The sequence below is a fragment of the Arthrobacter sp. APC 3897 genome (assembly GCF_030407495.1).
In the GTDB taxonomy this organism is placed as follows: domain Bacteria; phylum Actinomycetota; class Actinomycetes; order Actinomycetales; family Micrococcaceae; genus Arthrobacter_B.
Genome location: NZ_JASDDG010000018.1, coordinates 25,130 through 48,699 on the forward strand (window position 1 = coordinate 25,130; position 23,570 = coordinate 48,699).

A 23,570-nucleotide genomic window follows, 5' to 3' on the forward strand; every position below is an offset into this window, starting at 1 on the left:
ACAAGCGCTGAAGCGATGGTTGAGCAACGCCGAAGTATCCCTGGGTAACCACAGTGACCGGCTGAACGCGATCAATATCTTTCCGGTGGCCGACGGCGATACCGGCACTAACCTGTATCTCACGCTCCGCTCCGCCTCGCGGGCGGTCACCGACGTCGACACCACAGACATCGGGGAACTGCTCGGCATCGCCGGGCGCGCGGCCATGGAAGACGCCAAGGGCAATTCAGGCACTCTGCTTTCCGTGTTCCTGACCGCCATGGCTGAACCGCTGCAGGGCTGCACGCGGCTTTCCGCGCCGCTGCTGGCCACTGCGCTGCACCGGGCGCAGCTTCGCTCCTGGTCCGTCCTGAGCGACCCGGTGCCCGGCACCATGCTCTCGGTGCTGGAGGAAGCGGCCCGTGCCGCCATGGATGAGGAAGCCGCGCAGTCCGGTGATGACAGCAACGTGGGGCTGGCCACCACTTTGCGCGCCGTCATGAATGCCGCCCTGGCCGCCGTCGTCAACACCGAGCTGCAGCTGGACGCCCTCACCCAGGCCCGGGTGGTGGACGCCGGGGGAGTCGGGTTCCTGCTGGTGCTTGATGCCCTGCGTGCCTCGGCCCTGGGCGAGGAGCTGCAGGAAGAACTGCTGGACGGTCTGCACGGCTATGACGTGCAGGCCCCCCACATCCACAGCACCATGCCCCGGATGGAGGGCGTGGAAGTCATGTGCACCATCACGCTGAGCCCGCTGGACGCCGCCACGCTGCGCCTGCAGCTGGATGAGGTGGGTGACTCCGTGATCATGAGCGCCGTGAACGCGGTGGGGGAAGGGTACCGCTGGCGTGTGCACGTCCACACGCCCGACGCCGGCACCGCCATTGACCTGCTGCGCACCGTGGGCGAACCCATGAACCTGACGGTCACGGAACTGTCCGCCGACGGACATGAAACCAAGGAAATCATCAGCGAGATCCATGAGGCCCATGAAGTCTAACGTTCCCCCGGAACTGGACTTCCCGCTCGAACGGCGCATCGGCAAGCCCTCCGCCGCCAAGCTCGACAAGTACCTGGGCCTGAAAACCGTGGGCGACCTCCTGCACCACTTTCCGCGGCGCTACCTGGAACGCGGGGAACTGACGCCCATCGCGGAGATCCCCTTCGATGAGGAAGTCACCCTGATCGCCCGGGTGCAGAGCGCCAACGCCCGGCGCATGCAGACCCGCAAGGGGACTCTCCTTGAAGTGGTGGTCACCGATGACGCCTCCGGAGCCCTGGGCCAGCTGCACCTGACCTTTTTCAACGGCTGGAACGCTCAGAAGGAACTCACAGTGGGCACCCGCGCCATGTTCTCGGGCAAGGTGGGCGTCTACAAGCAGCAGCTGACGCTGACCAACCCCAACTACGTGGTGCTCGATGACGAAGCCGACGACGAGGAAATGGCCAAGCGCCCCATCCCCGTCTATCCCGCCACCGCCAAGCTCAACAGCTGGGACATCAAGAAAGCAGTGGACCTGCTGCTGGACACCATGCAGACCGAACAGCTGCAGGACCCCATTCCCGGGCCCATCCGGAAGACGGAGCACCTGCTGGGGCTGGCTGAGGCCTACGAGAAGATTCACCGGCCGGCGGAGATCGGGGAGGCGTACAAGGCCCGGCACCGGTTCCGCTACCAGGAAGCTCTGGTGCTCCAGACGGCGCTGGCCCGCCGCCGCAGCTACGCAGCCAAGGAAGATGCCACAGCGCGCCCGCCCAGCCCGGGCCGCCTGCTGGACAAATTTGATGCATCCCTGCCGTTCACGCTCACCGACGGCCAGTTCGGCGTCGGCCGTGAGCTCGCGGAGGACCTCGCCCGCCCGCATCCGATGAACCGGCTGCTGCAGGGCGAGGTGGGTTCCGGCAAGACACTGGTGGCGCTGCGCGCAATGCTCCAGGTGATCGACGCCGGCGGTCAGGCGGCTCTGCTGGCCCCCACCGAGGTCCTCGCGGCGCAGCACTATGAATCCATCACCAAAACCCTGGGCCCGCTGGGGCAGGGGGGACGGCTGGGGAGCGACGACGACGCCACCCGGGTCACGCTGCTGACCGGGTCCATGGACACCGGCGGACGCCGTGCCGCTCTGCTGGATGCCGCGGGCGGCGCCGCCGGCATAGTGATCGGCACCCACGCGCTGCTCTCCGAACACGTGCAGTTCGCGGACCTCGGGCTCGTCGTCGTGGACGAACAGCACCGGTTCGGTGTGGAGCAGCGGGATGTCCTGCGGACCAAGGGCCGCAGTACCCCGCACCTGCTGGTCATGACGGCCACTCCCATTCCGCGGACCGTGGCCATGACAGTGTTCGGCGATCTGGAAGTCTCTACCCTGACCGAACTGCCGGCCGGACGGGCACCTATCTCCACCTTCATGGCGCCGCTGGCCGAGAACCCGGCCTGGGGCCGCCGCATCTGGGAACGCGCCCGCGAGGAGATCGACGCCGGACGGCAGGTGTACGTGGTCTGCCCCAAGATCGGGGACAAGGAAGAGGAACCGGGAACCGACCTGACCCTGCTGGATTATGGACCGCCCCCGGCCGGAAAAGCGAACAAACCGGAGCTGGCATCAGTAGCCGAGATGTACCAGCAGCTCGCCGAGGCGCCGGCGCTCGCGGGCGTCCGGATTGGAGTCCTTCACGGCAGGCTGGATCCCGTGGACAAGACCGAGACCATGGCGGCGTTTACCCGCGGCGACATTGACCTGCTGATCTCCACCACGGTCATCGAAGTGGGTGTGGACGTCCATAACGCCTCGCTCATGGTGATCATGGACGCTGACCGTTTCGGCATCTCCCAGCTGCACCAGCTGCGCGGACGGGTGGGCCGCGGCGGCCTGCCAGGCACCTGCCTGCTGGTCACCCGGCTGGAGCCCGGGCATCCCAGCCGGGAGCGGCTTGAGGCAGTGGCATCCACCACCGACGGTTTTGAGCTCTCCCGCCGGGACCTGGAGCTGCGCCGTGAAGGGGACATTCTGGGGGCCTCCCAGTCCGGCGGGCGTTCCACGCTGAAACTGCTGCGGGCTATCCAGGACGAGCCGCTGATTGAAAAGGCCCGTGCTTCCGCCTCAGCCCTGGTGGCGGAGGATCCGGATCTGACGCAGCACCCGGCGCTGAACGAGGCGATCGAGGATTACCTGAACCCGGAGAAGGAAGCCTTCCTGGACCGCGGCTAGGCCGTCCGTGCCCCCGCACAGGCCGCCCCGCAGTGTCCGGGCACCGATTCAAAGCCCGATAAAGTGAACCCATGAGCCGCATCATTGCCGGAACCGCCGGCGGAACCTCCCTGACCAGCGTTCCCGGAACAGGAACCCGCCCCACCACGGACCGGGTGAAGGAAGCCCTGTTCTCCCGGCTGGAGTCCTATGACGTCCTGTCGGGGGCGCGCGTGCTGGATCTCTTTGCCGGTTCCGGCGCCCTGGGCATTGAAAGCGCCAGCCGCGGCGCCGTCTCCGTGGACCTGGTGGAGCTGGCCGACAAGGCTGCCGGCACCTGCAGGCAGAACGCAAAACTGATCAATGACGCCGCCGGGCGGCCGGTGGTCAACGTGCACCGCGCCAAGGCCGACACCTACCTGCTGCGCGTGCCCGCCGAGGTCACCTGGGACCTCGTCTTCCTGGACCCGCCCTATGACCTGGACGAAGAAGACTTGAACTCCGTGCTGCGGGCACTGCCCCGGCACCTGGCCGAGGGCGCCGTCGTCGTCCTGGAACGCTCCGCCCGCTCACCGGAGCCGGAGTGGCCCGCCGGGATGGAACGCTTCAGCGAACGCAAGTACGGGGAGACCACGCTGTGGTTCGCTGAACCTGCGCAGGCTTCCGGTGAGGAAGCCGGGGACGCACAGGCGGACGGCGCTTCCTAGGAACCCGACGCGAAGACGTCCAGCCGTTCACCGGTAAGGACGTCCGCCGGATGCGGTCCCGCGGCCAGGAGCTGCGCGGTCCACTCCTCGGGCCAGGGGAAGGCCGTGGCGGCCAGCACTATGTTGCCCGGGTAGCGTCCGGTGAACATGGACTTTTCCGCCAGTGCCGCGAAGCCTGCCCGGGGGATGCCCGCCATCCCCTCCTGGACGGCGCGGACCTGCCGCCGGCAGAAAGCCAGCCCCGGATCGTCTCCCACATTCACCAGCAGCACCCCCGCAGGAGAAAGCAGGGCCGCGGCTTCGGCGTAGAACTCCGGCGTGGTCAGGTGCTCGGGTGCGTCGGCTCCGGCGAAGACATCGAGGACGATGGCGTCGAAGGACCCCGGTTCCCAGCGGGACAGGGCATCCCGGGCGTCTCCGATGACGGTCTCCAGCACGGTTCCCTCCGGCAGCGGCAGATGCGCCAGCACAAAGTCCAGCAGTTCCCGCTCCAGCTCCACGGCCGCCTGTTCCGAGCCGGGCCGGGTGGCCTGCAGATAGCGGGTGAGGGTCAGCGCGCCTGCACCCAGATGCAGGGTCCGCAGCGGCCGGCCGGCGGGGGCGGCCAGGTCCAGCACGTTCCCGATCCGCCGCAGGTACTCGTAGAAGATCTCCTCCGGGTGGGCCAGATTCACATGTGACTGTTCGGCGCCGCGGATGCTCAGCACCCGGGCACCCGGGGTGAAGCCGTCCTCGGTGATGGTGGCGTGGGCACCTATGCCGCGCAGCAGCCGGGACGGGATTTTATCCTGGGCAGCCATCAGAGCACCTGACCCAGCTTCGAGATGCGCTCGGCGGCTTCCTGCAGTACTTCTGTCTTCTTGCAGAAGGCGAACCGCAGCAGCGAACCCGTCCGGCGGGCGCCGTCGTCGTGGCAGAAGACGGCCACTGGAATGGCGCCCACGCCCACCAGCTCGGGCAGCCGGCGGGCCAGCGCAGTGGCATCGGTGATGCCCAGGGGCGCGACGTCGGCATTGACGAAGTAGGTGCCCTGCGGTTCAAAGACGGTCAGCCCGGCGGCCCGCAGTCCCTCGCTGAGGACATCCCGTTTGTTCTGCAGGGTGGTGGCGATGCCGGTAAAGAATTCATCCTCCATCCCCAGACCGAGGGCGATGGCGCCCTGGAACGGAGTTCCGGAGCTGTAGCTGAGGAACGACTTCACCGCACGGACGGCGGCCACCAGGTCCGCAGGCCCGGACAGCCAGCCGATCTTCCAGCCGGTGAAGGAGAAGGACTTGCCCGCGGAGGAGATGGTCAGAGTGCGTTCAGCAGCCCCGGGAAGGGTTGCGACGGGGATATGCCGGGGACCGAAGGTGAGGTGCTCGTACACCTCGTCAGTGACAATCACGGCGTTGTACTTGGCGGCAAGCTCCACAATCCGCTGCAGTGTTTCGGCGGGAAACACCGCGCCGGTGGGATTGTGCGGATTGTTCACCAGCACCACGCGCGTGCGCTCGGTAAAGGCATCCTCCAGTGTGGCGAGGTCCGGCTGGAAGTCCGGTGCGAGCAGCGGCGCCGTGGTGTGTGCGGCACCGCTGAGGCCGATGACCGCCCCGTAGGAGTCGTAGAACGGTTCAAACGTCAGGACCTCATCACCCGGGCCGGTGAGCGCGAGGAGCGCGGCGGCAATGGCTTCAGTGGCCCCGGTGCTGACAATGATCTGGGTGTCCGGATCCAGGGACAGGCCGTAGAAACGCTCCTGGTGGGCCGCGACGGCGTTGCGCAGCACCGGCAGGCCCTGTCCCGGTGCGTACTGGTTGGCCCCCGCGCTGATCGCCTCGCGGGCTGCCTCGCGGATGACCGACGGCCCGTCCTCGTCAGGGAATCCCTGACCCAGGTTGATGGCGTTGTGCTTGCCGGACAGCACCGTGATCTCCTCGAAAATGGTCACCCCCAGGGCGCCGTCAGAACCGAGCAGATTGGCGCCGGCGGCTGTGCGCTGCCAGGGCGGGGTGCCCGAAGCCGAAGCGGAGCGGAGAAGGGGAGTGCGGTCGAGAGAGCTCATGCCTACCAGTATTCCAGTATCGGAAATTTTGCATTTGTCCTGGCTCCTGCCGGCCTGGTTGTCAGCAACGGATGAGACAACCAGGGACTGTCTCACTGCAGGGCAAACGTACCTGCGAGTACGCTCTGCGCTCCGGCAATGAGCGGCCTGATTAGGGTGGCTGATACGTGTAGTGTTTACGCTAATAATTGGGAAATACCTCAGTTGTCAAACGCCGTTATTCTCAATCGTTAGGAGCTAAATAGTGCCAGCGAAAGATATCCTTACCGAGCTCGCTTCAGATCTTGAACGCTCGGTAAGGCTGACCAGTACCAGCACTAGAATTTGGGTATATAAGTCCAAAGCGGCTGTGATTGACTTTTCAATCGAGGGGCTTGACTTTGCTCTAGATCTCACCACCGATCAAGGGGCCTTGACTGCGAGTGTTCTAGGACGAAGTGATGAAGGTCGAGAGATTCTGAAGAATGCCTTTACCGATAGATATGAAATGCTGGCCATGGGCGGAGGGCGTCACATTATGGGGCGGCTCAAAGATGCTTATGAATTTCCTGAAGCTGCCGCTGAACAGTGTTACCAGTGGATTTTAGAAACACGCAGGCTCGTATCGGCTCAGACACACGCTGGCACCGAACTGACCGTGTGATCCGGAGTACCGGCCGGTTGCGCTGCTGCTGCCGCACTCAAACAGCGGGTGCACGCGCTTTCATGCCGGAACCGGGTAGATTCGACCTATGCGACGCGCTGTATGCCCCGGATCCTATGACCCCCTCCATAACGGACACGTGGAGGTGATCGCGCGGGCTGCCAGCCTGTTCGACGAAGTCCTTGTAGCGGTGTCCACTAATTACGCGAAGAAATACCGGTTTTCCGGCGACGAACGGCTGGCCATGGCACGGGAGACCCTCGGCGGGCTGCGCGGCGTTTCAGTGGTGCCGATGGGGGAGGGGCTGCTGGCGGATTTCTGCCGCGAACACGGCGTGAACGCCATCGTCAAGGGACTGCGGTCGGTGCAGGACTACCAGTACGAGCTGCCAATGGCGGTGATGAACCGGCACCTGACCGGCATCGAGACCGTGTTCCTGCCGGCCGAGAGCCGTTACACGCACCTGTCCTCAAGTCTTATCAAGGAAGTTTCCTCCCTGGGCGGTGACATTTCGGAACTGGTGCCCCGCGCTGCGTACCGCCGCCTGTACCAGGAACAGGGCGCTTAGCGGTATGCCGCCGAGGGTCCGCCCGCTGCCCCCGGAGAAGCAGGCACCGGAGTTTTTGGTCCGTGAGCTGGAGTTCGCGGACCCGGGGGTTTCCGGTCTGGCAGGCGCCCGGCTGGCGCTGGAGCTCGTTGAAGTGAACGACGGCGCTGCCGGACTCCGGACAGCCGTTTCCGTGCGTGCCGTTTCCAAGGACGGCGGGGGAGCGGAAAGCGCGGCCCCGGAGGCGCACCCCGGCGCAGCGCTGCTCCGTAACGCCCTGCTGGGCGAATCCTGCCTTGTCCGTGACGAGGAGCCCCCGGCGGGATCCGGCACCGAGCGGCACCTGGTGTCCTGCCTGCCTGCCGAGGCCGCACCCGAGCGGCAGCGCGCGGCGCTGGAAGAGGTCCGACGGCGCTCCCGGCGATGCTGGGGCCGTCGGCCGCCGTGGCGTCCGGGTCCCGGCAGCTCCCGGAAGGCTGCGTCAACCTGCTGTGGTGGGATGAGCGCGCGAACTTCGGAGACGCCGTCGGGCCCTGGCTGGTCCGGCGGATCAGCGGACTGACTGGAGCCGGCGGAGACTGAACGGCTGGCCGGCCTGCGCGGCGTGGGGGTCCATGCCGTCCGCGGCGCACTGACCGCTGCCGAGCTGCGCTCGAAGCTGGGCTGGAGGGTCCCTGAAGTCTACGGCGACCCGGCGCTGCTGCGGACTGTTCCCGGATAGCGGGGACCCGGGGGTCCATGTTGTGGATGCCAGGCAGGGAATGGAACAGGTGGTTCGGGAGATTGCCGGATCCCGGGCCTGCGTCTCCAGCTCGCTGCACGGGATTATTGTGGCCCAGGCCTACGGGGTGCCGTGGGTTTGGGTACGAGTCAGAGATGCCGTAATTGCCGGGGATACCTTCAAATGCCGGGACTTCTTCACCACTCTGGAGGAATCCTCAGTGGCCCGTGTGGACGTTACCGCGGCCCGGGCGCGCACGCTGGACCCCATGCGTCTTGCCCGCCGTGCGTCCCTGCCGCGGCTGCGCATTTCCCTGGATGCGCTGGAGGACGCTTTCCCAATGCCGCGGCGGACTTAGACGGCGTTGGAGCAGGCCGGGCGGAGCACCGCGGCGGCCAGTCCGCCGGTTTCCTCCACAAACCTGTCCAGCCACTGCTTGGCAGAGAGGTCCGGTTCCGACGCCACCATGGTGACCTTCGCCGTCGTGCATTGGCTGAGGTTGGTTTCCGCCCGCAGCAGGTGATAGCGGGAGGTGACCACAATGAGCTCGTCCCAGCCGTTGTCCGCGGCCAGGCGGGCGACGGCGCGGGCCTCGCCGCGCGTGGTCATGGGCTCGGGGAAGAAGCAGGTTACGACGGCGCTGGCGGGATCCCCCGTGACCGTGTCGCCGGCCATGTAGTCGCAGTACTGATCCGTCACCACGTTCCCCGGCGTTTCCGTGCTGGAGAGCACCAGATCCGGTGCGGCACCCGAGCGGACCAGGCTGCGCCCTACGGGAAAGCGCTCGGAGGCTGCTCCCGCCAGGACCACCACGGCGTCGGCCCTGCCCGCGTTGTCCGGGGAAGCAGCCTGCGGATAAAAGAAGAGGTTGGCGGCGGCGAAAAGCCACACGAACAGTACCGACGCAATGCCGGCCGCGGCCGCGTCCACGCTTCGGGGAACTCCGCGCTGCAGCCGGAGCACCAAGCGGTGCGGCAGGGTGCGGAGGGCGGTCAGCATTCCGTCAGCCTATGCGAGCAGGAGGTGCTCCGGTAAACCACTTGCCGCTTGGCCTGTAAACTGGAATGAGCAGTCCGTGCCCTGCCCGTTTTGGTGCCTGGTGCGGCGCAGTTTGAGAGAATCGGCCGTATCAGGCTAAGATGATATGTCGGTCTATGTTCTACAGGAGTTCTCATTAGCGTTCAGTCGCGGATTAATCCGGGTTCGTCGCCCTTGACCATTAGTGTCAAGGATCTCGGGCGCAGCCCGGGAGTCATGCGGACTATGCATGAACATGTTCCGGCACCGAAGGACTTCGGTGTTGCGCTTATCGGCGTGCCGGAAGGAGCAGATCTTGATCTGGACCTGAGGTTCGAAGCCGTGCACGAGGGGATTTTAGTATCCGGAACCGTCATCGCTCCTGTTAAGGGAGAATGCGGACGGTGCCTGAAGCCCATCGCGTACGACGAAGAAGTCGATGTGCAGGAACTCTTCTACTACGAGGACGCTGAGTCCTTTGGAACAGAAGAGGAAGAAGAGCAACACCGGATCGAGCGAGATGTCATCGATCTTGAGCCGGTTTTGCGGGACGCAGTGGTTACCACCCTGCCGTTCCAGCCGGTGTGCCGGGAGGACTGCGAAGGCCTTTGCTCCGAATGCGGAGCGCGCCTTGAGGAGGATCCGGGTCACCACCACGAAACAGTGGATCCTCGCTGGGCAGCCCTCTCCGGGCTGGCTGGCAGCGCCGCAGACAATTCTGCGGCAACAAGTACAGAGTCAGACGAGAGAGAAGAGAGTTAGTCGTGGCTGTTCCCAAGCGGAAAATGTCCCGCTCGAATACGCGTGCACGCCGGTCCCAGTGGAAGGCAACTGCCCCCAACCTGGTGAAGACCGTTGAGAACGGCCGCGTTACCTACAGCCTGCCTCACCAGGCCAAGGTCGTGACCGACTCAGCTGGTACCGCGCTGTTCCTTGAATACAAGGGCCGCAAGGTAGCGGACGTCTAAAACAGTGTTCCTTTCCCGGTGTGGCGAGCCGGACCGGGACTTGAATACTGCTTTTCGGGTCAGAACCAAAAAGTGAAGAATACTGAAGAGCTTTTGAAGCGTCTCGGTGTCGATATCGACGCCGGGACGCTTCGTCTTGCACTCACACACCGCTCCTACGCTTACGAGCAGGGCGGCATCCCCACGAACGAACGCCTCGAGTTCCTGGGTGACTCCATCCTGGGCTTCTCCGTCACGGATGCGCTGTACCGGGACAACCCGGAGCTGTCCGAGGGCGATCTGGCCAAGCGCCGTGCCGCCGTCGTCAGCACCCGTGCCCTCGCCGGAGTGGCCCGCGACCTCGAACTGGGACAGTACATCCTGCTGGGCCAGGGCGAGAAGCTGACCAACGGCCGGGACAAGTCCTCCATTCTGGCGGACACCACCGAGGCCCTGATCGGCGCCGTCTACCTCTGCCACGGGATGGAAACAGCCCGGGCGATGGTGATGCGCCTGATCGGTCCGCTGCTGCGCAACGCTGATGCCCTGGGTGCCGGCACCGACTGGAAGACCAGCATTCAGGAGATCGCCGCCAGCCGTAAGCTCGGCGACATCCACTATGAGGTCACCGGCTCCGGTCCGGACCATTCGCGCAGCTTCGTTGCCGTGCTCCACATCGGCGACAAAGCCTACGGATCCGGCGTGGGACATTCCAAGAAGGAAGCGGAGCAGGAAGCTGCCGCCGCTACCTGGAAGATTATCTGCCCCTCCGGCAGCACGGCCGCCGAAGCCTAGCTCCGTGCCCGAACTGCCCGAAGTGGAAGTGGTCCGCCGCGGACTGGCCTCATGGGTCCGCGGCCGGACCATCACCGGCGTCGACGTCCTCGACCCCCGCTCGGTGCGGCGCCACGCCGCCGGTCCCGAGGACCTCGTCGGGAACCTTGAAGGCGCGGCGGTTACCGACGTCGTACGCCGCGGAAAGTTCCTCTGGATGCCGCTGGTGGAAGCGTCCGCTGCTGCTGTTCCCGGCGTCGTCCCCGGGGACGGCGCCGGCGTTCCGAGGCTGGCGCTGATGGCCCACCTGGGCATGAGCGGACAGCTGCTGATGGAAGATCCGCACCTGCCCGACGAGAAACACCTCAAAGTCCGGTTTACGCTCAGCCCTGCGGTGTCTGCCGACGGGACCCGCATGCCTTCCGAGCTGCGCTTCGTGGACCAGCGGATTTTCGGGGGAGTTTTTCTCACGGACCTGCAGCCCACCCCCGACGGAGCTCCCGGAGGTTTGTCGGAGACGGGGTTGGCGCTGATTCCGGAGGAAGCTGCCCACATTGCCCGTGACCCGCTGGATCCGGCGTTCTCCTTTGACGAGTTCTACACCCGGCTGCGCCGGCGCCGCACCGGCATCAAGCGCGCACTGCTGGACCAGGGGCTGATCTCCGGCGTCGGGAACATTTATGCGGACGAAGCCCTGTGGGCCGCGAAGCTGCACTTTGCCCGGCCGACGGACACCATGCGGCGTGCCGACGCGCTGCGTCTGGTCGAGTCCGCGAGGGACGTCATGACCCGTGCGCTGGCCGCCGGGGGAACCAGCTTCGATTCCCTGTACGTCAACGTGAACGGGGCGTCCGGGTACTTTTCCCGGTCCCTCAACGCCTATGGCCGGGAGGGCGAACCGTGTCCCCGGTGTGCCGCCGTCGGGCTCTCGACCCTGATCCGCCGCGACTCGTTCATGAACCGTTCCTCGTACAGCTGCCCGGTCTGCCAGCCAAGGCCCCGCAACGGCCGCTGGTAAAGACTTTTTGGCGGGCTGCTGACGCCACAGATCGCGGGGCATGCGAAATCCTTCGTGCACATCCGGGGATCAAGAGGGCGAAAATCGGCTGAATGGGCCCGTTTGCTGCCCGAAGGATTCCGCGGCCGCGTGCACGCCCCCACCTCGCCGGCACCCACCGGCACGGATCAACCGGCGTCAGGCGCCGCTCAGCTCCGCAAGGACACCGTCGGTGAACGGGGGCCACACCTCGGCCGCCCAGGGACCGAAGTCGCGGTCCGTCAGTGCGACGGCGGCAGCACCGGCGTCGGGATCCACCCACAGGAACGTGCCGGACTGGCCGAAATGCCCAAACGTCCGCGGCGAGCTGCCTGCACCGGTCCAGTGCGGCGACTTGGAGCCGCGGATCTCAAAGCCCAGGCCCCAGTCGTTTTCCTTCTGCCGGCCAAAACCGGGAAGAACCCCGGCAAGACCGGGAAACACCACGGTGGTTGCCTCGGCCAGGCGGCCGGGCGCGGTGATCACCGGGTTCTGCAGCTCGGCAGCGAAACGGGACAGATCGGCCACTGTGGACACCGCACCGGCAGCGGGGGATCCCTCCAGTGCAGTGGACGTCATGCCCAGGGGAGCAAGGACGCCCTCGCGGAGGTACTCGGCCATCGAAATGCCCGTGGCTTCCGCCAGGGTTTCCCCCAGCACCTCAAAGCCGGCATTCGAGTACAGGCGCCGGGTTCCCGGTGCGTAGCGGACGGTGCGGTCACTGAAGTCATATCCGGCCGAATGCGCCAGCAGGTGGCGCACGGTTGAACCCTCGGGTCCGGCGGGCTGGTCCAGTTCCAGGGCGCCTTCATCCAGGGCCACCAGCATGCTGTATGCCGTCAGGAGCTTGGTGACCGAGGCCAGCGGAAAACGGCGCTCAACGTCACCGGATGTGCCCGCCACGGTGCCGTCCGCCAGAATAACGGCGGCGGCGGCATTGTCCACCGGCCAGTTTTCAATAACCTTGACGCTGTCCATGAAGTTCCTCTGCAGTGAAGCGGTCGTGACGAAAGGGGTCGGTTGGCGAAGGCCGCCCTGAACGGCCCTGCGCCGTTAGGCTGCGGCGCCGCCGTAATGGGCGGCGAGCCGGCGCATGCCGTCCTCCACCGTAACCTCCGGCGTCCAGTCCAGTACCTCGCGGGTGCGGCGCTGATCAAACCAGTGCGATGTGGAGAGCTGCTCAGCGAGGAAACGCGTCATGGGCGGCTCGTCGTGGACCAGTCCGCGGCTTCCGGCGGTGAGCCAGGCGCGTTCGATCACTGATCCGGCGCCGCGGGCCAGCCAGCCGGGAACGCTCCAGGCCGGCGGGGTGACGCCGGCTGCGGTGCAGATGCCCGCGAGCAGCTCGCCCACAGGGCGGGGCTGGCCGTTGGTTACCACCAGCGCCTGGCCGTGGGCATGGTCCATGCGTTCGAGCCCGCGGACAATCGCGGCCGCGGCGTTGGCAATGTACGTGGTGTCGATCAGGGCGGTCCCGCCGTTGAGCAGCGGCAGCCGGCCGGACCGGGCCCGGTCGATAACCCGCTCCACCAGCTGCGTGTCGCCCGGCCCCCACACAATGTGCGGACGGATGGCGCCCACCCGGAACGACGGCGAATCCTCCGCCAGTGCCAGCAGCTCGGCTGCGGCCTTGGACCGGGCATAGAAGCCGCGTGCCCGTTCGGGGTCGGCCGTACCGGCACCCGCGCCGGCAATGGGCTCCCCGAAATGCGCCACCGACGGAGAGGAGACAAACACGAAGTCCCGGACCCCGGCCGCCTTCGACGCATCAATCAGGGTGCGCGTTCCGGTGATGTTGGTGGCTGCGAAGTCCTGCCACTCGCCGGTGAAGGACACCTTCGCGGCCAGGTGCACGACGGCGTCCGTCCCCTCCACGGCGCGCGCTGCGGCGGCCGGATCGGAGACGGAGCCGGCGATGGACTCCAGGCCTGCGGCTGCGCTTCCCGCCATCGGCGTGCGCTGCAGGGTCCGGACCGTGTGGCCCTTCTCCGCCAGCAGCCGGGCAACGGCGCCGCCGAGCAGGCCGCTGGCACCGGTCACCAGAACCCGCCGCGGTGTGCCGGGGCTGGCGGCAGAACTCATTTGCGTCCGCCTGTGCCGGGCACCTTGGCGCTTCCGCCGGCCAGGATCGTTGCCGCCCAGCCGGCCAGGGCCGTGCGGTCAATCTTGGAGTTGTGCCGGATATCGGTGGGCATGGCCGGCAGTACCAGTACCGCGGCCAAATCCAGACCCGTACCGGCGGCAACAGCTGTCCGCACAGCGACGGCCAGCTCCTGCGGGGCAGTGCCGGGACGGCGCACGGGGTCCTTCAGTTCCAGGACGGCCACCGGAACCTGGGCCCCGGCCGGTCCCACGCCGACGACCGCGGCACGGCCAACGGCAGGAACGGACTCCGCGGCCTGCTCGGCGGCAACGGGGGTGACCACGCCGCCGGGCGTTGTCAGGATATGGCCGAGGCGGCCTTCCACCCAGAGCCGGCCCTGCTCGTCCAGATGCCCGACGTCGCCGGTGCGGTGCCAGCCCGGCAGCGACGCACTCTTGGACTCGGTGATCCAAAGCCGGTCATAGCGGTCCTTGACGTGCGGGGCGGATACCAGGATTTCACCGGTGAGGTTTGGTTCCACGAGCGGGGTGTCACCCACGGATCCATCCGGTGCCAGGGCAGCGATGGCCACCTGCGCCCGCGAGACCGGGGTCCCCACGCAGACGCCGTTGCCGGCACCGGCGGCCCGGATCCCGTCCAGGTCAATGTCAGTTACCGGCAGGGCTTCGGTCATCCCGTACGGGGTGTGCAGTTCAGCATTGGGCGTCAGCGCGGAGACCCGTGCCAGGAGAGGTTCCGGAATGGGCGCGCCGGCGGAGAGCAGCAGTTCCACCTGGTGCAGTGCCTTGCGCTGGTCCTCGGTCAGGTCACCGGCGGTGGCCAGCACGTTTCCCAGAGCCGCCGGAGACGCGAACACGGCGGTCGCGCTGACGGCGGCAGCGGCGTCGGCCAGCGCCGCCGCAGTGAGGGTCCGGGGGGAGGTGACGTCCATGTCCGGGGTGACGGACGTGGCGCCAAGCGCCGGCCCCAGCAGGGCAAACGGTGCAAACCCGGCAACCAGCGAGGTGCCGGCCTGCAGGTTGTAGGTGTTCTTGAGGGCATCGCGCATGGCGGTGAGCTGGCGGTGCGTGTACACCACGCCCTTGGCCGGGCCGGTGGAGCCGGAGGTGAAGAGCACGGCGGCGTCGGCGTCCGGGTCGGTCCGCAGCCACGGCTCGTTGGGGTCCTTGCCGGTTGAGGCGTCCTTGCCGGCCGCGATCAGCTCGGGTACGGAGTGCTTGACGTCCAGCAGGCGTGCCTTGGCGGGGGACAGCGTTTCTGCACTGATCCGGATGCCGGGCCAGCCGAAAACGCGTGCGCCGATGAGGGCGCGTTCAATGCCGACAATGTACGCAGGACCGGCGCCCTTGATGGCGCGGCCCATGCCCTTGGTGCCCAGCCCGGCGTCGGCGACAACAATCACGGCGCCCAGCCGCAGGCAGGCATAAATCAGGGAGGTGAGTTCAATGCCCGGAGGCACCAGCAGGTTCACGCGGTCCCCGGCACGGACACCGGCGCCGGACAGTCCGGCGGCCAGCTGGTTGACGCGCGCCGCCAGCTCCGCCCAGGACAGGGTGGCGGGGGACACGCCGGCCGGTGCGCCCAGCGGCGCCATGTCGACGACGGCGGGGGAGGAGTCGTCGTCGCGCTCGTCCAGTTCGGCCAGCATGGGCCGGAACACGGACAGGCCGGCAACGTTGCGGCTGCGAATTTCCCGGTTTTCGGTGCCCGGACCCTTCTCGAGCCAGCTGAACACCGGGGCGGTGATGTCCACGTCTTCGGGCAGCAGATGGCTGGCGCCCTCAAAGCGGTGGACGTCCGCCTGCGGCAGGCGGTCCATCAGATCCCGCAGGTAGCGGTCGGAAAACACCGGATCCTTGGGTCCCCAGAGCATCAGGGCGGGCACATCCAGGCGCTTGATGCCTTCGGCCACCCGGTTCAGGGTGCCCCAGCTCGGATGCGTGGAATCAGCCGGGATGTCCGCCACAAAGTTGGCAACACCCTCGCGCCGGGACGAGCCGCGGTACGGTGCGGAGAAGGCGGCCCGGACCTCCGGAGCCAGAGCCGGCCGGGCCAGGGAGTGTGTGACCCGGATGAACGCGTCAGTGGTTTGCGTGCCCCAGCCGTGGACGGCCGGATGCAGGGCAAGGCGCAGGGCGGGCGGCAGCGTGAAGCCGGCCGGATGCACCGCGGTGTTGGTCAGGATAATTCCGGCAAGCCGGCTGCTGTGCGTCAGCGCCCAGCCCAGCGAAATGATGCCGCCCCAGTCGTGGCCCACGGTGATGACTTTGCCGGTCAGCTCCAGCGCGTCCGTAAGGTCCCCGAGGTCGCTGATGCGGTCTTCAAGGCGGCGGAACGTGCCGGTCCGGGCGGAGAAGCCCATGTCCAGCTGGTCGACGGCGATGACCCGCCACGGCTGCCCGGCTTCCGCGCCGGCGGCGAGCAGGCTGCGCCAGAGGTAGGACCAGGTGGGGTTTCCGTGGACGCACAGCAGGGTCCCGGCGGGTTCGACGCCGCGCGCGGCCAGCTCCGGACCGTTGTCCAGCACGTGCCACTTATGAACGGTGTCCGGACGGTCAACGGCCGCGGTGGAGGGCACCTGGACAAAGGAAGACCAGGATTCCGGAACGCCGGGCCAGAGTTCGGCTACCACGCAATCTCCATCATGGTGGTGTTCAGGCCCGAGCCCACGCCCATGCACAGCACCCGGTCGCCCGGGTTCAGCGTGCGGGCTTCCTGGGCCAGGGTCATCGGCAGCGACGCCGGTCCCACGTTGCCCCAGCGCGGGAAGGTGATCGGCACCCGTTCCCGGACCAGGTCCACGGCCTTGATGATGGCGTTGGTGTAGGAGTTGGAAACCTGGTGGGTGACGTAGCGGTCCATGGAACGCCAGTCCCAGCCCTTGTGCTCGTGGGCTTCATTCCAGGCGTCCACCACCAGTTCCAGGCCGCCGTCCAGCAGGCCCTTCGTGTCGGTGTACATGCCGTCAACGCCGCCCACGCACAGCTCATGGTGCTGGGTGCCCGCCCGGGACACCCCGCCCACGATGCGGTGCGAACCCGGATGCTCGTCGGCACGGCCGATCACGGCGGCGGCGGCGCCGGAGCCCAGAGTCAGTGTGGCGAACTCGCGCAGGTAATCCTGACGGGTGGAGTCGGGGCTGTTGAGCCGGTTGAACGTTGCTTCCTGAGTGCCCTGCGCATCTTCGCCGGCCACGATCAGGGCGTACCTGATCTGCCCGGATTCAATCATGTTCGCGGCCATGGTGATGCCGTTGACAAAGCCCAGGCACGCGTTGGCCAGGTCAAAGTTCAGGGCCGAGGACGGCAGCCCCAGCTGGTGGTGGATCTTCACCGCAACTGAGGGTTCCAGGTTCCGCCGGGTCACCGAGGTGTTGATCAGGAGGCCGATTTCCGAGGGTTCGACGCCGGCCTCGGCTATCGCTTTCGCGCCGGCTTCGATGGCGGCGTCGTCGAAGCTGGTGCCCGGGGACCACCAGCGGCGCTCGCTTACGCCGGCCACCCGTTCCAGCAGCCGTTTGGAGAGCCTGAGCCGTTTCAGCGACGGCGCCAGCCGTTCATCAAATTCGGCCGAGGTCATAACCACCGGTGCTTCAACGCTTGTGACGCTGAGAAGAGCCGTATTTTCGTGCTGGAAGTTGAAGTTCCCGGTCAAAATGCCTGCCTTGTCTCCTGCTGAAGTGATCGCGCTGACGGGCTGGAGGCAGCCTGCATCCACGGTCTGATTCACTTGTTCCTTAGAGAATCCTACGTTCCCCCTGAGGCCAAAGGGACGTGCAGGCCGGGATTACGCTCAGCGAGTACTGCAGTTAAGTCTCAGGCACCAAGTAGGTTTAAGGAATCACCCCTCAGCAGGAAAGATTGGCCCCCGTGCATTTGAAGACGCTGACCATGCGTGGATTTAAATCCTTCGCATCAGCCACCACCTTCGAGTTTGAACCCGGAGTGACCGCAGTGGTTGGGCCCAACGGCTCCGGAAAATCCAATGTCGTAGACGCGCTGGCGTGGGTGATGGGGGAGCAGGGAGCCAAGACCCTGCGCGGCGGAAAGATGGAAGACGTCATCTTTGCCGGCACCAGCGGCCGTCCGGCGCTTGGCCGGGCGCAGGTGTCCCTGACCATCGACAACGCCGACGGCGCCCTGCCGATCGAGTACTCGGAAGTCACCATTTCCCGGACCCTGTTCCGCGCCGGCGGGTCCGAATACGCCATTAACGGCGCGCCCGCCAGGCTGCTGGACATCCAGGAGCTGCTCTCCGATTCCGGCCTGGGACGTGAGATGCATGTCATAGTGGGCCAGGGCCAGCTGGACCGGATCCTGCACGCCGGAGCCGATGAGCGCCGCGGGTTCATTGAGGAGGCCGCCGGCATCCTCAAACACCGCCGCCGGCGGGAAAAAACCGTGCGCAAACTGGACGCGATGCAGGCCAACCTTGCCCGTCTGAATGACCTGACCTCGGAGCTGCGGCGCCAGCTGGGGCCGCTGGGCAAGCAGGCCGCCGTCGCCCGCCGTGCCCGCACCGTGCAGCAGGACGTCCGCGACGCCCGGGCCCGGCTGCTCGCCGATGACCTGGTGACGCTGAACAACACCATGGCCCGCGACGCGGCTGAGGAAGCCGAACTCCTGGCCCGCCGGGATAAAGCAGCCGCCGCACTGGCAGCCGCCCGGGTCCGCCAGTCCGAGCTGGAGACACTCGCCGCGCAGGCCACCCCGCAGGTCAATGCTGCCCGGGACACCTGGTACGCCCTGTCCGCGCAGCGGGAACGGTACCTGTCCCTGATCGCGTTGGCTCAGGAACGGCGCCGGCTGCTGGGGTCTTCGGACCACCGGGAAGACTCCGGACAGGACCCGGAGCGGCTGCAGGCCCAGGCCGGGCGGGTCCGCGCGGAGGCCGCCGCACTCAGCCAGACCATTGAGGAACGCCGCAGCGCCCTGGCAGCTGCCGAAGAAACCCGGACGTCAGCGGAGCAGGCCGCCGCCGCCGAGGAGCAGCGCCTGGCAGCTGTGCTCCGGGCGGCGGCGGACCGCCGCGAAGGGCTGGCCCGGATCGCCGGAGCCGTGGGGTCGGCCCGCTCCCGGGTGGATGCCGCCGAAGCGGAGCTGGGCCGGCTGCGTGCCTCCATCAGCGCCGGAGAGGAGCGCCGCCGCCAGGCGCAGCAGGAATTCACCGCGCTGGAGAATTCCGCGGCGGGTGCCGAGGAGAGCGAAGAAAGCCTGGATGCGGAGTATGAAGAAGCGCAGGCCGAGCTGGACGGGGCCAACGCAGCCCTGGACGAGGTGCGCCGCGTCAAGCAGGAGGCTGACCGGGAACGGGAAACCCTGACCGCCCGCCGCGACGCCCTGCGGGTGGGGCTGGACCGCCGGGACGGTTCCGCAGCCCTGCTGGACGCCGGCGTTGAAGGCGTGCTCTTACCGCTCGCCGCACAGCTCACTGTGCGGGCCGGCTGCGAACGCGCCGTGACTGCAGCACTGGGTTCGGCGGCGTCGGCGGTTGCGGTGGCGGATACTGCGGCCGCGGTCCGCGCCCTGTCGCACCTCAGGGAGGCCGACGGCGGGCAGGTGGACGTGGTGCTGGCGTCCGCTTCGGCAGACGCAGACGGCGGTCCCATGTTTGACGGTGCCGTGGTTGCCGTTGCCGTTTCCGGACGGGCCGCACCGATGGAGGGAGCGGTGTGGGCCCTGGACGCCGTTGACGCACCGGAGGAGCTGCGCCCGGCACTGGGCCGTCTGCTGAAGGACACCGTCATTGTGGCGTCCCTTGAGGACGCAGCCCTGCTGCTGGCGGAGCATCCTGAGCTGACCGCCGTGACATTCGGCGGAGATGTCCTGTCCGTATTTTCCGGCCGCGGCGGATCCGCCTCGGCCCCCGGGCTGCTGGAGCTGCAGGCCGCAGTAGAGGAAACCGAAGCACGGATCCGGGCTGCCGCTGCCCGGTCCGAGCAGGCCGGATTTGCCCTGTCCGGGGCCGTGGCCCGCCGGAACGCCGCCCGGCAGCGCTCCGACGATGCCCTGGCCGCGCTGCATGATTCCGATGCCCGGCTGGCCGCTGTCTCGGAACGGCTGGGAACACTGGGTTCGGCGCTGCGCTCCGCCGTCGGCGAATCCGAGCGGCTGAAGCAGCTCGTTGCTGCGGCCGAAGCCAATCTTGCGGCGGAACAGGAAGCCCTGGCCGCTGCGGCGGCACGCCTGGCCGCCGCGAGCGACGCACCGGCCGAAGCTGAGCCGTCCACGGAACAGCGCGAAGCCCTGTCGCTGGCCGCGGCGGCTGCCCGGAGGGCGGAAACCGAGGCACGCCTGGCCCTGCGCTCAGCTGAAGAGCAGTACAAGGCGGTAGCCGGCAGGGCAGCAGGTCTGGAACGTGCCGCGGACAGCGAACGCCGTGCCAGGGCTGCCGCGGAGGTGCGTGCCCGCCGTCGGGCCCTGCAGGCGGCGAAGGCGGCGGCCGTGGCGGAAGCCGCGCAGGCTGTGCTGGCCTACCTCACCGTGTCGCTGGAAACGGCAGCGGCGGAACGGGACTCCGCTGAAGCGGTGCGCACCGCCTGGGACGCGGAACTGGCGCAGGTCCGCGCAGCGGCAGCCGATGCAGCCGCGGAGGTGGCCCGGCTGACCGACGCCGCGCACCGCGATGAACTGGCCCGCGCCCAGCAGCAGCTCCGCCTGGAGGCCGTGGAGGCCCGTGCCATCGAGGAGCTGGGAATGACGCCGGAACACCTCGTGGCGGAGTTTGGACCGGACCAGCCGGTTCCGGTGCCGGCCGGCCCGGACGCCGGAGCCGCGGACGCCGCGGGGAACAAATGGGCCGCCCTGCACGTGCCGGTGGACGAAGACGGTAATCCGCTCACCACCGGCGTCCCCTACAACCGGGCGGCCCAGGAAAAGCGGCTCAAACAGGCGGAGCGTGACCTGGCTGCCCTGGGCCGGGTCAACCCGCTGGCGCTGGAGGAGTTTGCCGCACTCGAGGAACGGCACACCTTCCTCAGCACCCAGCTCGAGGACCTCAAGGCCACCCGCCGGGACCTGCTGGACATCATCAAAGATGTGGACCGGAAAGTGGAGGAAGTCTTCACGGCGGCCTACCGGGACACCGCCGAACAGTTTGAGCGCGTGTTCGCCACACTGTTTCCGGGCGGAGAAGGCCGGCTGGTCCTGACGGATCCAAGCGACATGCTGACCACCGGCATCGAAATCCAGGCCAGGCCCGCCGGCAAGAAGATCAAGCGGCTGTCGCTGCTTTCAGGCGGGGAGCGGTCCCTGACCGCGGTGGCCCTGCTGGTGGCGATCTTCAAGGCCCGGCCCTCGCCGTTCTACGTCATGGACGAAGTGGAGGCGGCGCTGGATGACACCAACCTGAGCCGGCTGATCACCATCTTCGAGGAGCTGAAGGAATCCAGCCAGCTGATCGTCATCACGCACCAGAAGCGGACGATGGAAGTCGCTGATGCACTGTACGGGGTAACCATGCAGGGTGACGGCGTTTCCACCGTGATCAGTCAGCGGCTGGAAAAAGACGGGCTGGAAAGGGACCGGCTGGAGGGGAACAGGGCCGCCGGCTGACGCTGTCTGTGGCGGCCGGACCCCCCGCCGGGCGTACAGTTCATACCTTTACCCCCGCCGGGCGTACAGTTCATACCTCTACCCCCGCCGAGCGTACAGCTCATACCTCTACCCCCGCCGGGCGTACAGTTCGTGCCGGAATCGGCGGGGTATTACGGTATGAGCTCGACAACGGAATCGCCAAAAGGGCACGACGTCGGCACTCGGCCGGGCAGTCCTACCGGGCGTAGCGCCGAACAAAGTTGGCGAGGATCAGCGGCGGCACGCTCACATCGGCGTGGCGCACGGAGGCCCGGACGGCGTCGGCTTCCTCCGGCGGGAAGTATCCTGCATGCCGGTAGACGGTGATCCGGGTCAGCAGCCCCGGCACATCCAGCTCGGGATGGAACTGCGTGGCGTAGAGGTTTTCCTTGATCCGGAACATCTGCACGGGGCAGGTGGAGGACCCGGCCAGGTTCACGGCGTTGGGCGGCAGCACGGAGATGGCCTCGCGGTGACCCACAAAGGCGCTGAAGGACTCCGGAACACCTTCGAGCAGCGGATCCTGCCTGCCGTCGGCCGTGAGCTTGATCTCCACGGCGCCGATCGCCTCGCCGTACTGCCGGTCAACCACGCCGCCCTGATGCCGGCCCAGTGTACCCACGCCGTAGCAGGCGCCCAGGAACGGGAAATCGCGCTCGACGACGTCGTCGAGCAGGGCGCCCAGCTCGCTTTCGACCCGCAGCTGCAGGTCCGATTTGGAGCTGTCCGGGTCGCTCGCGTTAAACGGACTGCCGCTGACGATGATTCCGCTGTACTCATCCGGATTGAGGTGCCCCAGCGGACCGGCCTCAAGCCGGATCCGCTGCAGCTGGTGAGGTTTCAGCTTTCCGAAACGGAGGAACGCCTCATACTCTTCGGCGGCGGCGTCGTCTTCGGCCCGGGAGGCCAGCAGGAGGAAAGGCTTCATTCCTTGATCGTAGTGCCGCCGGACCCTGCCGGGGTGTCCGGCGTCCTACCCTCTGCCGGAGGAACCGGGGAAGACGCTTCAGGCTCAAGCGTCTCGCGGGCGCCGATCCAGGCGAAACATGCCATGACCACAATGGCGCCGGTAACACCGAACGCCCAGCTGAAGCCCAGCGAGTCAGCGAGCAGCCCGGCCAGGATAGGGCCCGCAATGGCACCGCTGTCGGCGGCCATCTGGAACGTGGCCAGCACTTTCCCGCCGCTGCGGTCATTGCCCACGACGTCGCCGACGGCGGCCTGCTGCGCCGGGTTCAGGAGCCCGGTGCCCATCCCGGCAATGGCGGAAACCACCAGGAACATGGTGATGCTGGTGCTGAAACCGATCGCGGCGGTGGCCAGGGCGTTCACCGCCAGCCCGGTCAGTACCAGCGGCCGGCGGCCCCAGCTGTCGGCGAGCCGGCCGGAGAAGGTCAGGACGACGGCGGTTCCCACAGCGAACGCGGTCAGCGAGATGCCGGCGATCTCGGGGCCGGCGGACAGGGCGGCCGCGGCGAACAGCGGCAGCAGCGAGTTGCGGACACCGAATGAGGACCACCCGTTGGCGAAGCTGGATGCCAGCGCGGCACGGTAGGCGGAATCACCCAGTGCCTCGCGGACGGTCAGCACCGGACGCGCCGCGGGCTTGGGTTCGCCGTCGGCCAGCCGCGCATCCTTGAGCTGGAGGGCTACGACGGCGGCTGCCACCACCAGGGCGCCCGCATAGACGAGGAAGGGAACGCGCAGCCCGAAACCGGCCATCAGCCCGCCCGCCAGGGGTCCGGCGATATTGCCGAGCAGGAACGAGGAGGCATACGCGCTGGAGACCCGGCCGCGCACCGAAGGCTTCGCCAGCCGGATGATCAGGGCCATGGCCGAGATGGTGAACATGGTGGAGCCGATGCCGCCCAGCCCGCGGAAGACCAGCAGCTGCCAGTAACTCTCGGCGAAGGCGCAGGCTCCGGTGGAGGCAGCGACAATGAGCAGCCCCGCGATGTACACCGGACGCTCGCCGAACTTCTCCAGCAGCGCTCCGCCGGCCGGCGCGAAGACCAGCCGGGTGAAGGCAAAGGCGCTGACGATGACGGAGGATGCGGCAACGCCCACGTTGAAGCTCTGCGCAAACTGCGGGAGCACCGGTGCCACCAGGCCAAAGCCCAGGGCGATGACAAAGGCGGCGGCAATAAGGACTTTGATTTCGCGCGGAATCGCGAGACGGGGAGTTCGGACCATGATGCTCTGATTCTCTCAGACACTTCCCGCTCCCGGATGCGTATTCAGGGTGCCGGCAGTGCGATCCTCCGTGCGCTCGCACACACCCGCAAACGG

21 protein-coding genes are annotated in these 23,570 nt (G+C 67.4%); 12 read left to right on the plus strand and 9 right to left on the minus strand.

The window, feature by feature from the left end; all coding sequences use genetic code 11:
* The first annotated feature begins 7 nt into the window (after positions 1 to 7).
* The 3 genes from QMA10_RS10080 to rsmD all read left to right on the plus strand — a co-directional run bounded on the left by QMA10_RS10080 (position 8) and on the right by rsmD (position 3,874).
* The gene (locus QMA10_RS10080; protein ID WP_290168086.1) at positions 8 to 979 is read left to right on the plus strand and encodes a DAK2 domain-containing protein; all 972 of its coding nucleotides are present in this window, start codon (positions 8 to 10) and stop codon (positions 977 to 979) included.
* The gene (locus tag QMA10_RS10085; RefSeq protein ID WP_290167995.1) at positions 969 to 3,188 is read left to right on the plus strand and encodes an ATP-dependent DNA helicase RecG; all 2,220 of its coding nucleotides are present in this window, start codon (positions 969 to 971) and stop codon (positions 3,186 to 3,188) included. The genes QMA10_RS10080 and QMA10_RS10085 overlap by 11 nt, the downstream gene beginning before the upstream one ends.
* Before the next feature lie 71 nt (positions 3,189 to 3,259).
* Positions 3,260 to 3,874, plus strand: a complete 615-nt coding sequence (rsmD, locus tag QMA10_RS10090) for a 16S rRNA (guanine(966)-N(2))-methyltransferase RsmD (RefSeq protein WP_290167999.1) — start codon at positions 3,260 to 3,262, stop codon at positions 3,872 to 3,874.
* Here the strand turns inward: rsmD and QMA10_RS10095 are convergent.
* Together QMA10_RS10095 and QMA10_RS10100 are read right to left on the minus strand one after the other, a co-directional pair.
* Positions 3,871 to 4,674 (minus strand): fused MFS/spermidine synthase, encoded by an 804-nt coding sequence (locus QMA10_RS10095; protein ID WP_290168001.1) that lies wholly within the window; start codon positions 4,672 to 4,674, stop codon positions 3,871 to 3,873. The two genes, rsmD and QMA10_RS10095, sit on opposite strands and share 4 nt — an antisense overlap.
* Positions 4,674 to 5,918 carry an aminotransferase class I/II-fold pyridoxal phosphate-dependent enzyme gene (locus QMA10_RS10100; protein WP_290168003.1) on the minus strand — a complete coding sequence of 415 codons (1,245 nt, stop codon included), beginning with the start codon at positions 5,916 to 5,918 and terminating at the stop codon, positions 4,674 to 4,676. Before QMA10_RS10100 ends, QMA10_RS10095 begins: the two co-directional genes overlap by 1 nt.
* Before the next feature lie 244 nt (positions 5,919 to 6,162).
* Between QMA10_RS10100 and QMA10_RS10105 the strand changes: the two genes are divergently transcribed.
* The 4 genes from QMA10_RS10105 to QMA10_RS10120 all read left to right on the plus strand — a co-directional run bounded on the left by QMA10_RS10105 (position 6,163) and on the right by QMA10_RS10120 (position 8,187).
* Positions 6,163 to 6,561 carry a hypothetical protein gene (locus QMA10_RS10105; RefSeq protein WP_290168004.1) on the plus strand — a complete coding sequence of 133 codons (399 nt, stop codon included), beginning with the start codon at positions 6,163 to 6,165 and terminating at the stop codon, positions 6,559 to 6,561.
* Between the two features lie 88 nt (positions 6,562 to 6,649).
* The gene (gene coaD / locus QMA10_RS10110) at positions 6,650 to 7,129 is read left to right on the plus strand and encodes a pantetheine-phosphate adenylyltransferase (RefSeq protein ID WP_290168006.1); all 480 of its coding nucleotides are present in this window, start codon (positions 6,650 to 6,652) and stop codon (positions 7,127 to 7,129) included.
* 4 nt (positions 7,130 to 7,133) lie between these two features.
* Positions 7,134 to 7,670, plus strand: coding sequence for a hypothetical protein (locus tag QMA10_RS10115; RefSeq protein WP_290168007.1), 537 nt, complete (start codon positions 7,134 to 7,136; stop codon positions 7,668 to 7,670).
* A 145-nt stretch (positions 7,671 to 7,815) separates the two neighbouring features.
* Entirely contained in the window at positions 7,816 to 8,187 is a 372-nt protein-coding gene (locus QMA10_RS10120; RefSeq protein ID WP_290168088.1) for a polysaccharide pyruvyl transferase family protein, read from the plus strand.
* Here QMA10_RS10120 and QMA10_RS10125 read toward each other — a convergent pair.
* Positions 8,184 to 8,828 carry a YdcF family protein gene (locus QMA10_RS10125; RefSeq protein ID WP_290168008.1) on the minus strand — a complete coding sequence of 215 codons (645 nt, stop codon included), beginning with the start codon at positions 8,826 to 8,828 and terminating at the stop codon, positions 8,184 to 8,186. The two genes, QMA10_RS10120 and QMA10_RS10125, sit on opposite strands and share 4 nt — an antisense overlap.
* Positions 8,829 to 9,041: 213 nt before the next feature.
* On the opposite strand from QMA10_RS10125, the gene QMA10_RS10130 reads away from it, so the two are divergent.
* From QMA10_RS10130 to mutM, 4 genes are all read left to right on the plus strand, one after another.
* Complete coding sequence (locus QMA10_RS10130; RefSeq protein ID WP_290168010.1) at positions 9,042 to 9,608, plus strand: YceD family protein; 567 nt, start codon at positions 9,042 to 9,044, stop codon at positions 9,606 to 9,608.
* Between the two features lie 2 nt (positions 9,609 to 9,610).
* On the plus strand, positions 9,611 to 9,814 hold the full coding sequence (rpmF, locus tag QMA10_RS10135; RefSeq protein ID WP_055240805.1) for a 50S ribosomal protein L32: 204 nt from the start codon (positions 9,611 to 9,613) through the stop codon (positions 9,812 to 9,814).
* A 72-nt stretch (positions 9,815 to 9,886) separates the two neighbouring features.
* The gene (gene rnc, locus QMA10_RS10140) at positions 9,887 to 10,588 is read left to right on the plus strand and encodes a ribonuclease III (RefSeq protein ID WP_290168017.1); all 702 of its coding nucleotides are present in this window, start codon (positions 9,887 to 9,889) and stop codon (positions 10,586 to 10,588) included.
* A gap of 4 nt (positions 10,589 to 10,592) precedes the next feature.
* Positions 10,593 to 11,585, plus strand: a complete 993-nt coding sequence (gene mutM, locus QMA10_RS10145; RefSeq protein WP_290168019.1) for a bifunctional DNA-formamidopyrimidine glycosylase/DNA-(apurinic or apyrimidinic site) lyase — start codon at positions 10,593 to 10,595, stop codon at positions 11,583 to 11,585.
* 177 nt (positions 11,586 to 11,762) lie between these two features.
* Here mutM and QMA10_RS10150 read toward each other — a convergent pair whose 3' ends face one another.
* From QMA10_RS10150 to QMA10_RS10165, 4 genes are all read right to left on the minus strand, one after another.
* Positions 11,763 to 12,581, minus strand: a complete 819-nt coding sequence (locus tag QMA10_RS10150; RefSeq protein WP_290168021.1) for a serine hydrolase domain-containing protein — start codon at positions 12,579 to 12,581, stop codon at positions 11,763 to 11,765.
* A 75-nt stretch (positions 12,582 to 12,656) separates the two neighbouring features.
* A complete protein-coding gene (locus QMA10_RS10155) occupies positions 12,657 to 13,685 on the minus strand; it encodes an NAD-dependent epimerase/dehydratase family protein (protein WP_290168023.1) in 1,029 nt (342 codons plus the stop codon).
* Positions 13,682 to 16,339: an alpha/beta fold hydrolase gene (locus QMA10_RS10160; protein ID WP_290168024.1), complete on the minus strand. Its 2,658-nt coding sequence runs from the start codon at positions 16,337 to 16,339 to the stop codon at positions 13,682 to 13,684. Before QMA10_RS10160 ends, QMA10_RS10155 begins: the two co-directional genes overlap by 4 nt.
* Positions 16,333 to 17,361, minus strand: coding sequence for a 3-oxoacyl-ACP synthase III (locus QMA10_RS10165; RefSeq protein WP_290168091.1), 1,029 nt, complete (start codon positions 17,359 to 17,361; stop codon positions 16,333 to 16,335). Before QMA10_RS10165 ends, QMA10_RS10160 begins: the two co-directional genes overlap by 7 nt.
* Before the next feature lie 215 nt (positions 17,362 to 17,576).
* On the opposite strand from QMA10_RS10165, the gene smc reads away from it, so the two are divergent.
* Positions 17,577 to 21,260, plus strand: coding sequence for a chromosome segregation protein SMC (gene smc, locus QMA10_RS10170; RefSeq protein WP_290168026.1), 3,684 nt, complete (start codon positions 17,577 to 17,579; stop codon positions 21,258 to 21,260).
* A 217-nt stretch (positions 21,261 to 21,477) separates the two neighbouring features.
* On the opposite strand, the gene QMA10_RS10175 is transcribed toward smc, so the two are convergent.
* Both QMA10_RS10175 and QMA10_RS10180 read right to left on the minus strand, forming a co-directional pair.
* A complete protein-coding gene (locus tag QMA10_RS10175; RefSeq protein ID WP_290168027.1) occupies positions 21,478 to 22,209 on the minus strand; it encodes a glutamine amidotransferase in 732 nt (243 codons plus the stop codon).
* Positions 22,206 to 23,474 carry an MFS transporter gene (locus tag QMA10_RS10180; RefSeq protein WP_290168029.1) on the minus strand — a complete coding sequence of 423 codons (1,269 nt, stop codon included), beginning with the start codon at positions 23,472 to 23,474 and terminating at the stop codon, positions 22,206 to 22,208. The genes QMA10_RS10175 and QMA10_RS10180 overlap by 4 nt, the downstream gene beginning before the upstream one ends.
* Positions 23,475 to 23,570: the final 96 nt, after the last annotated feature.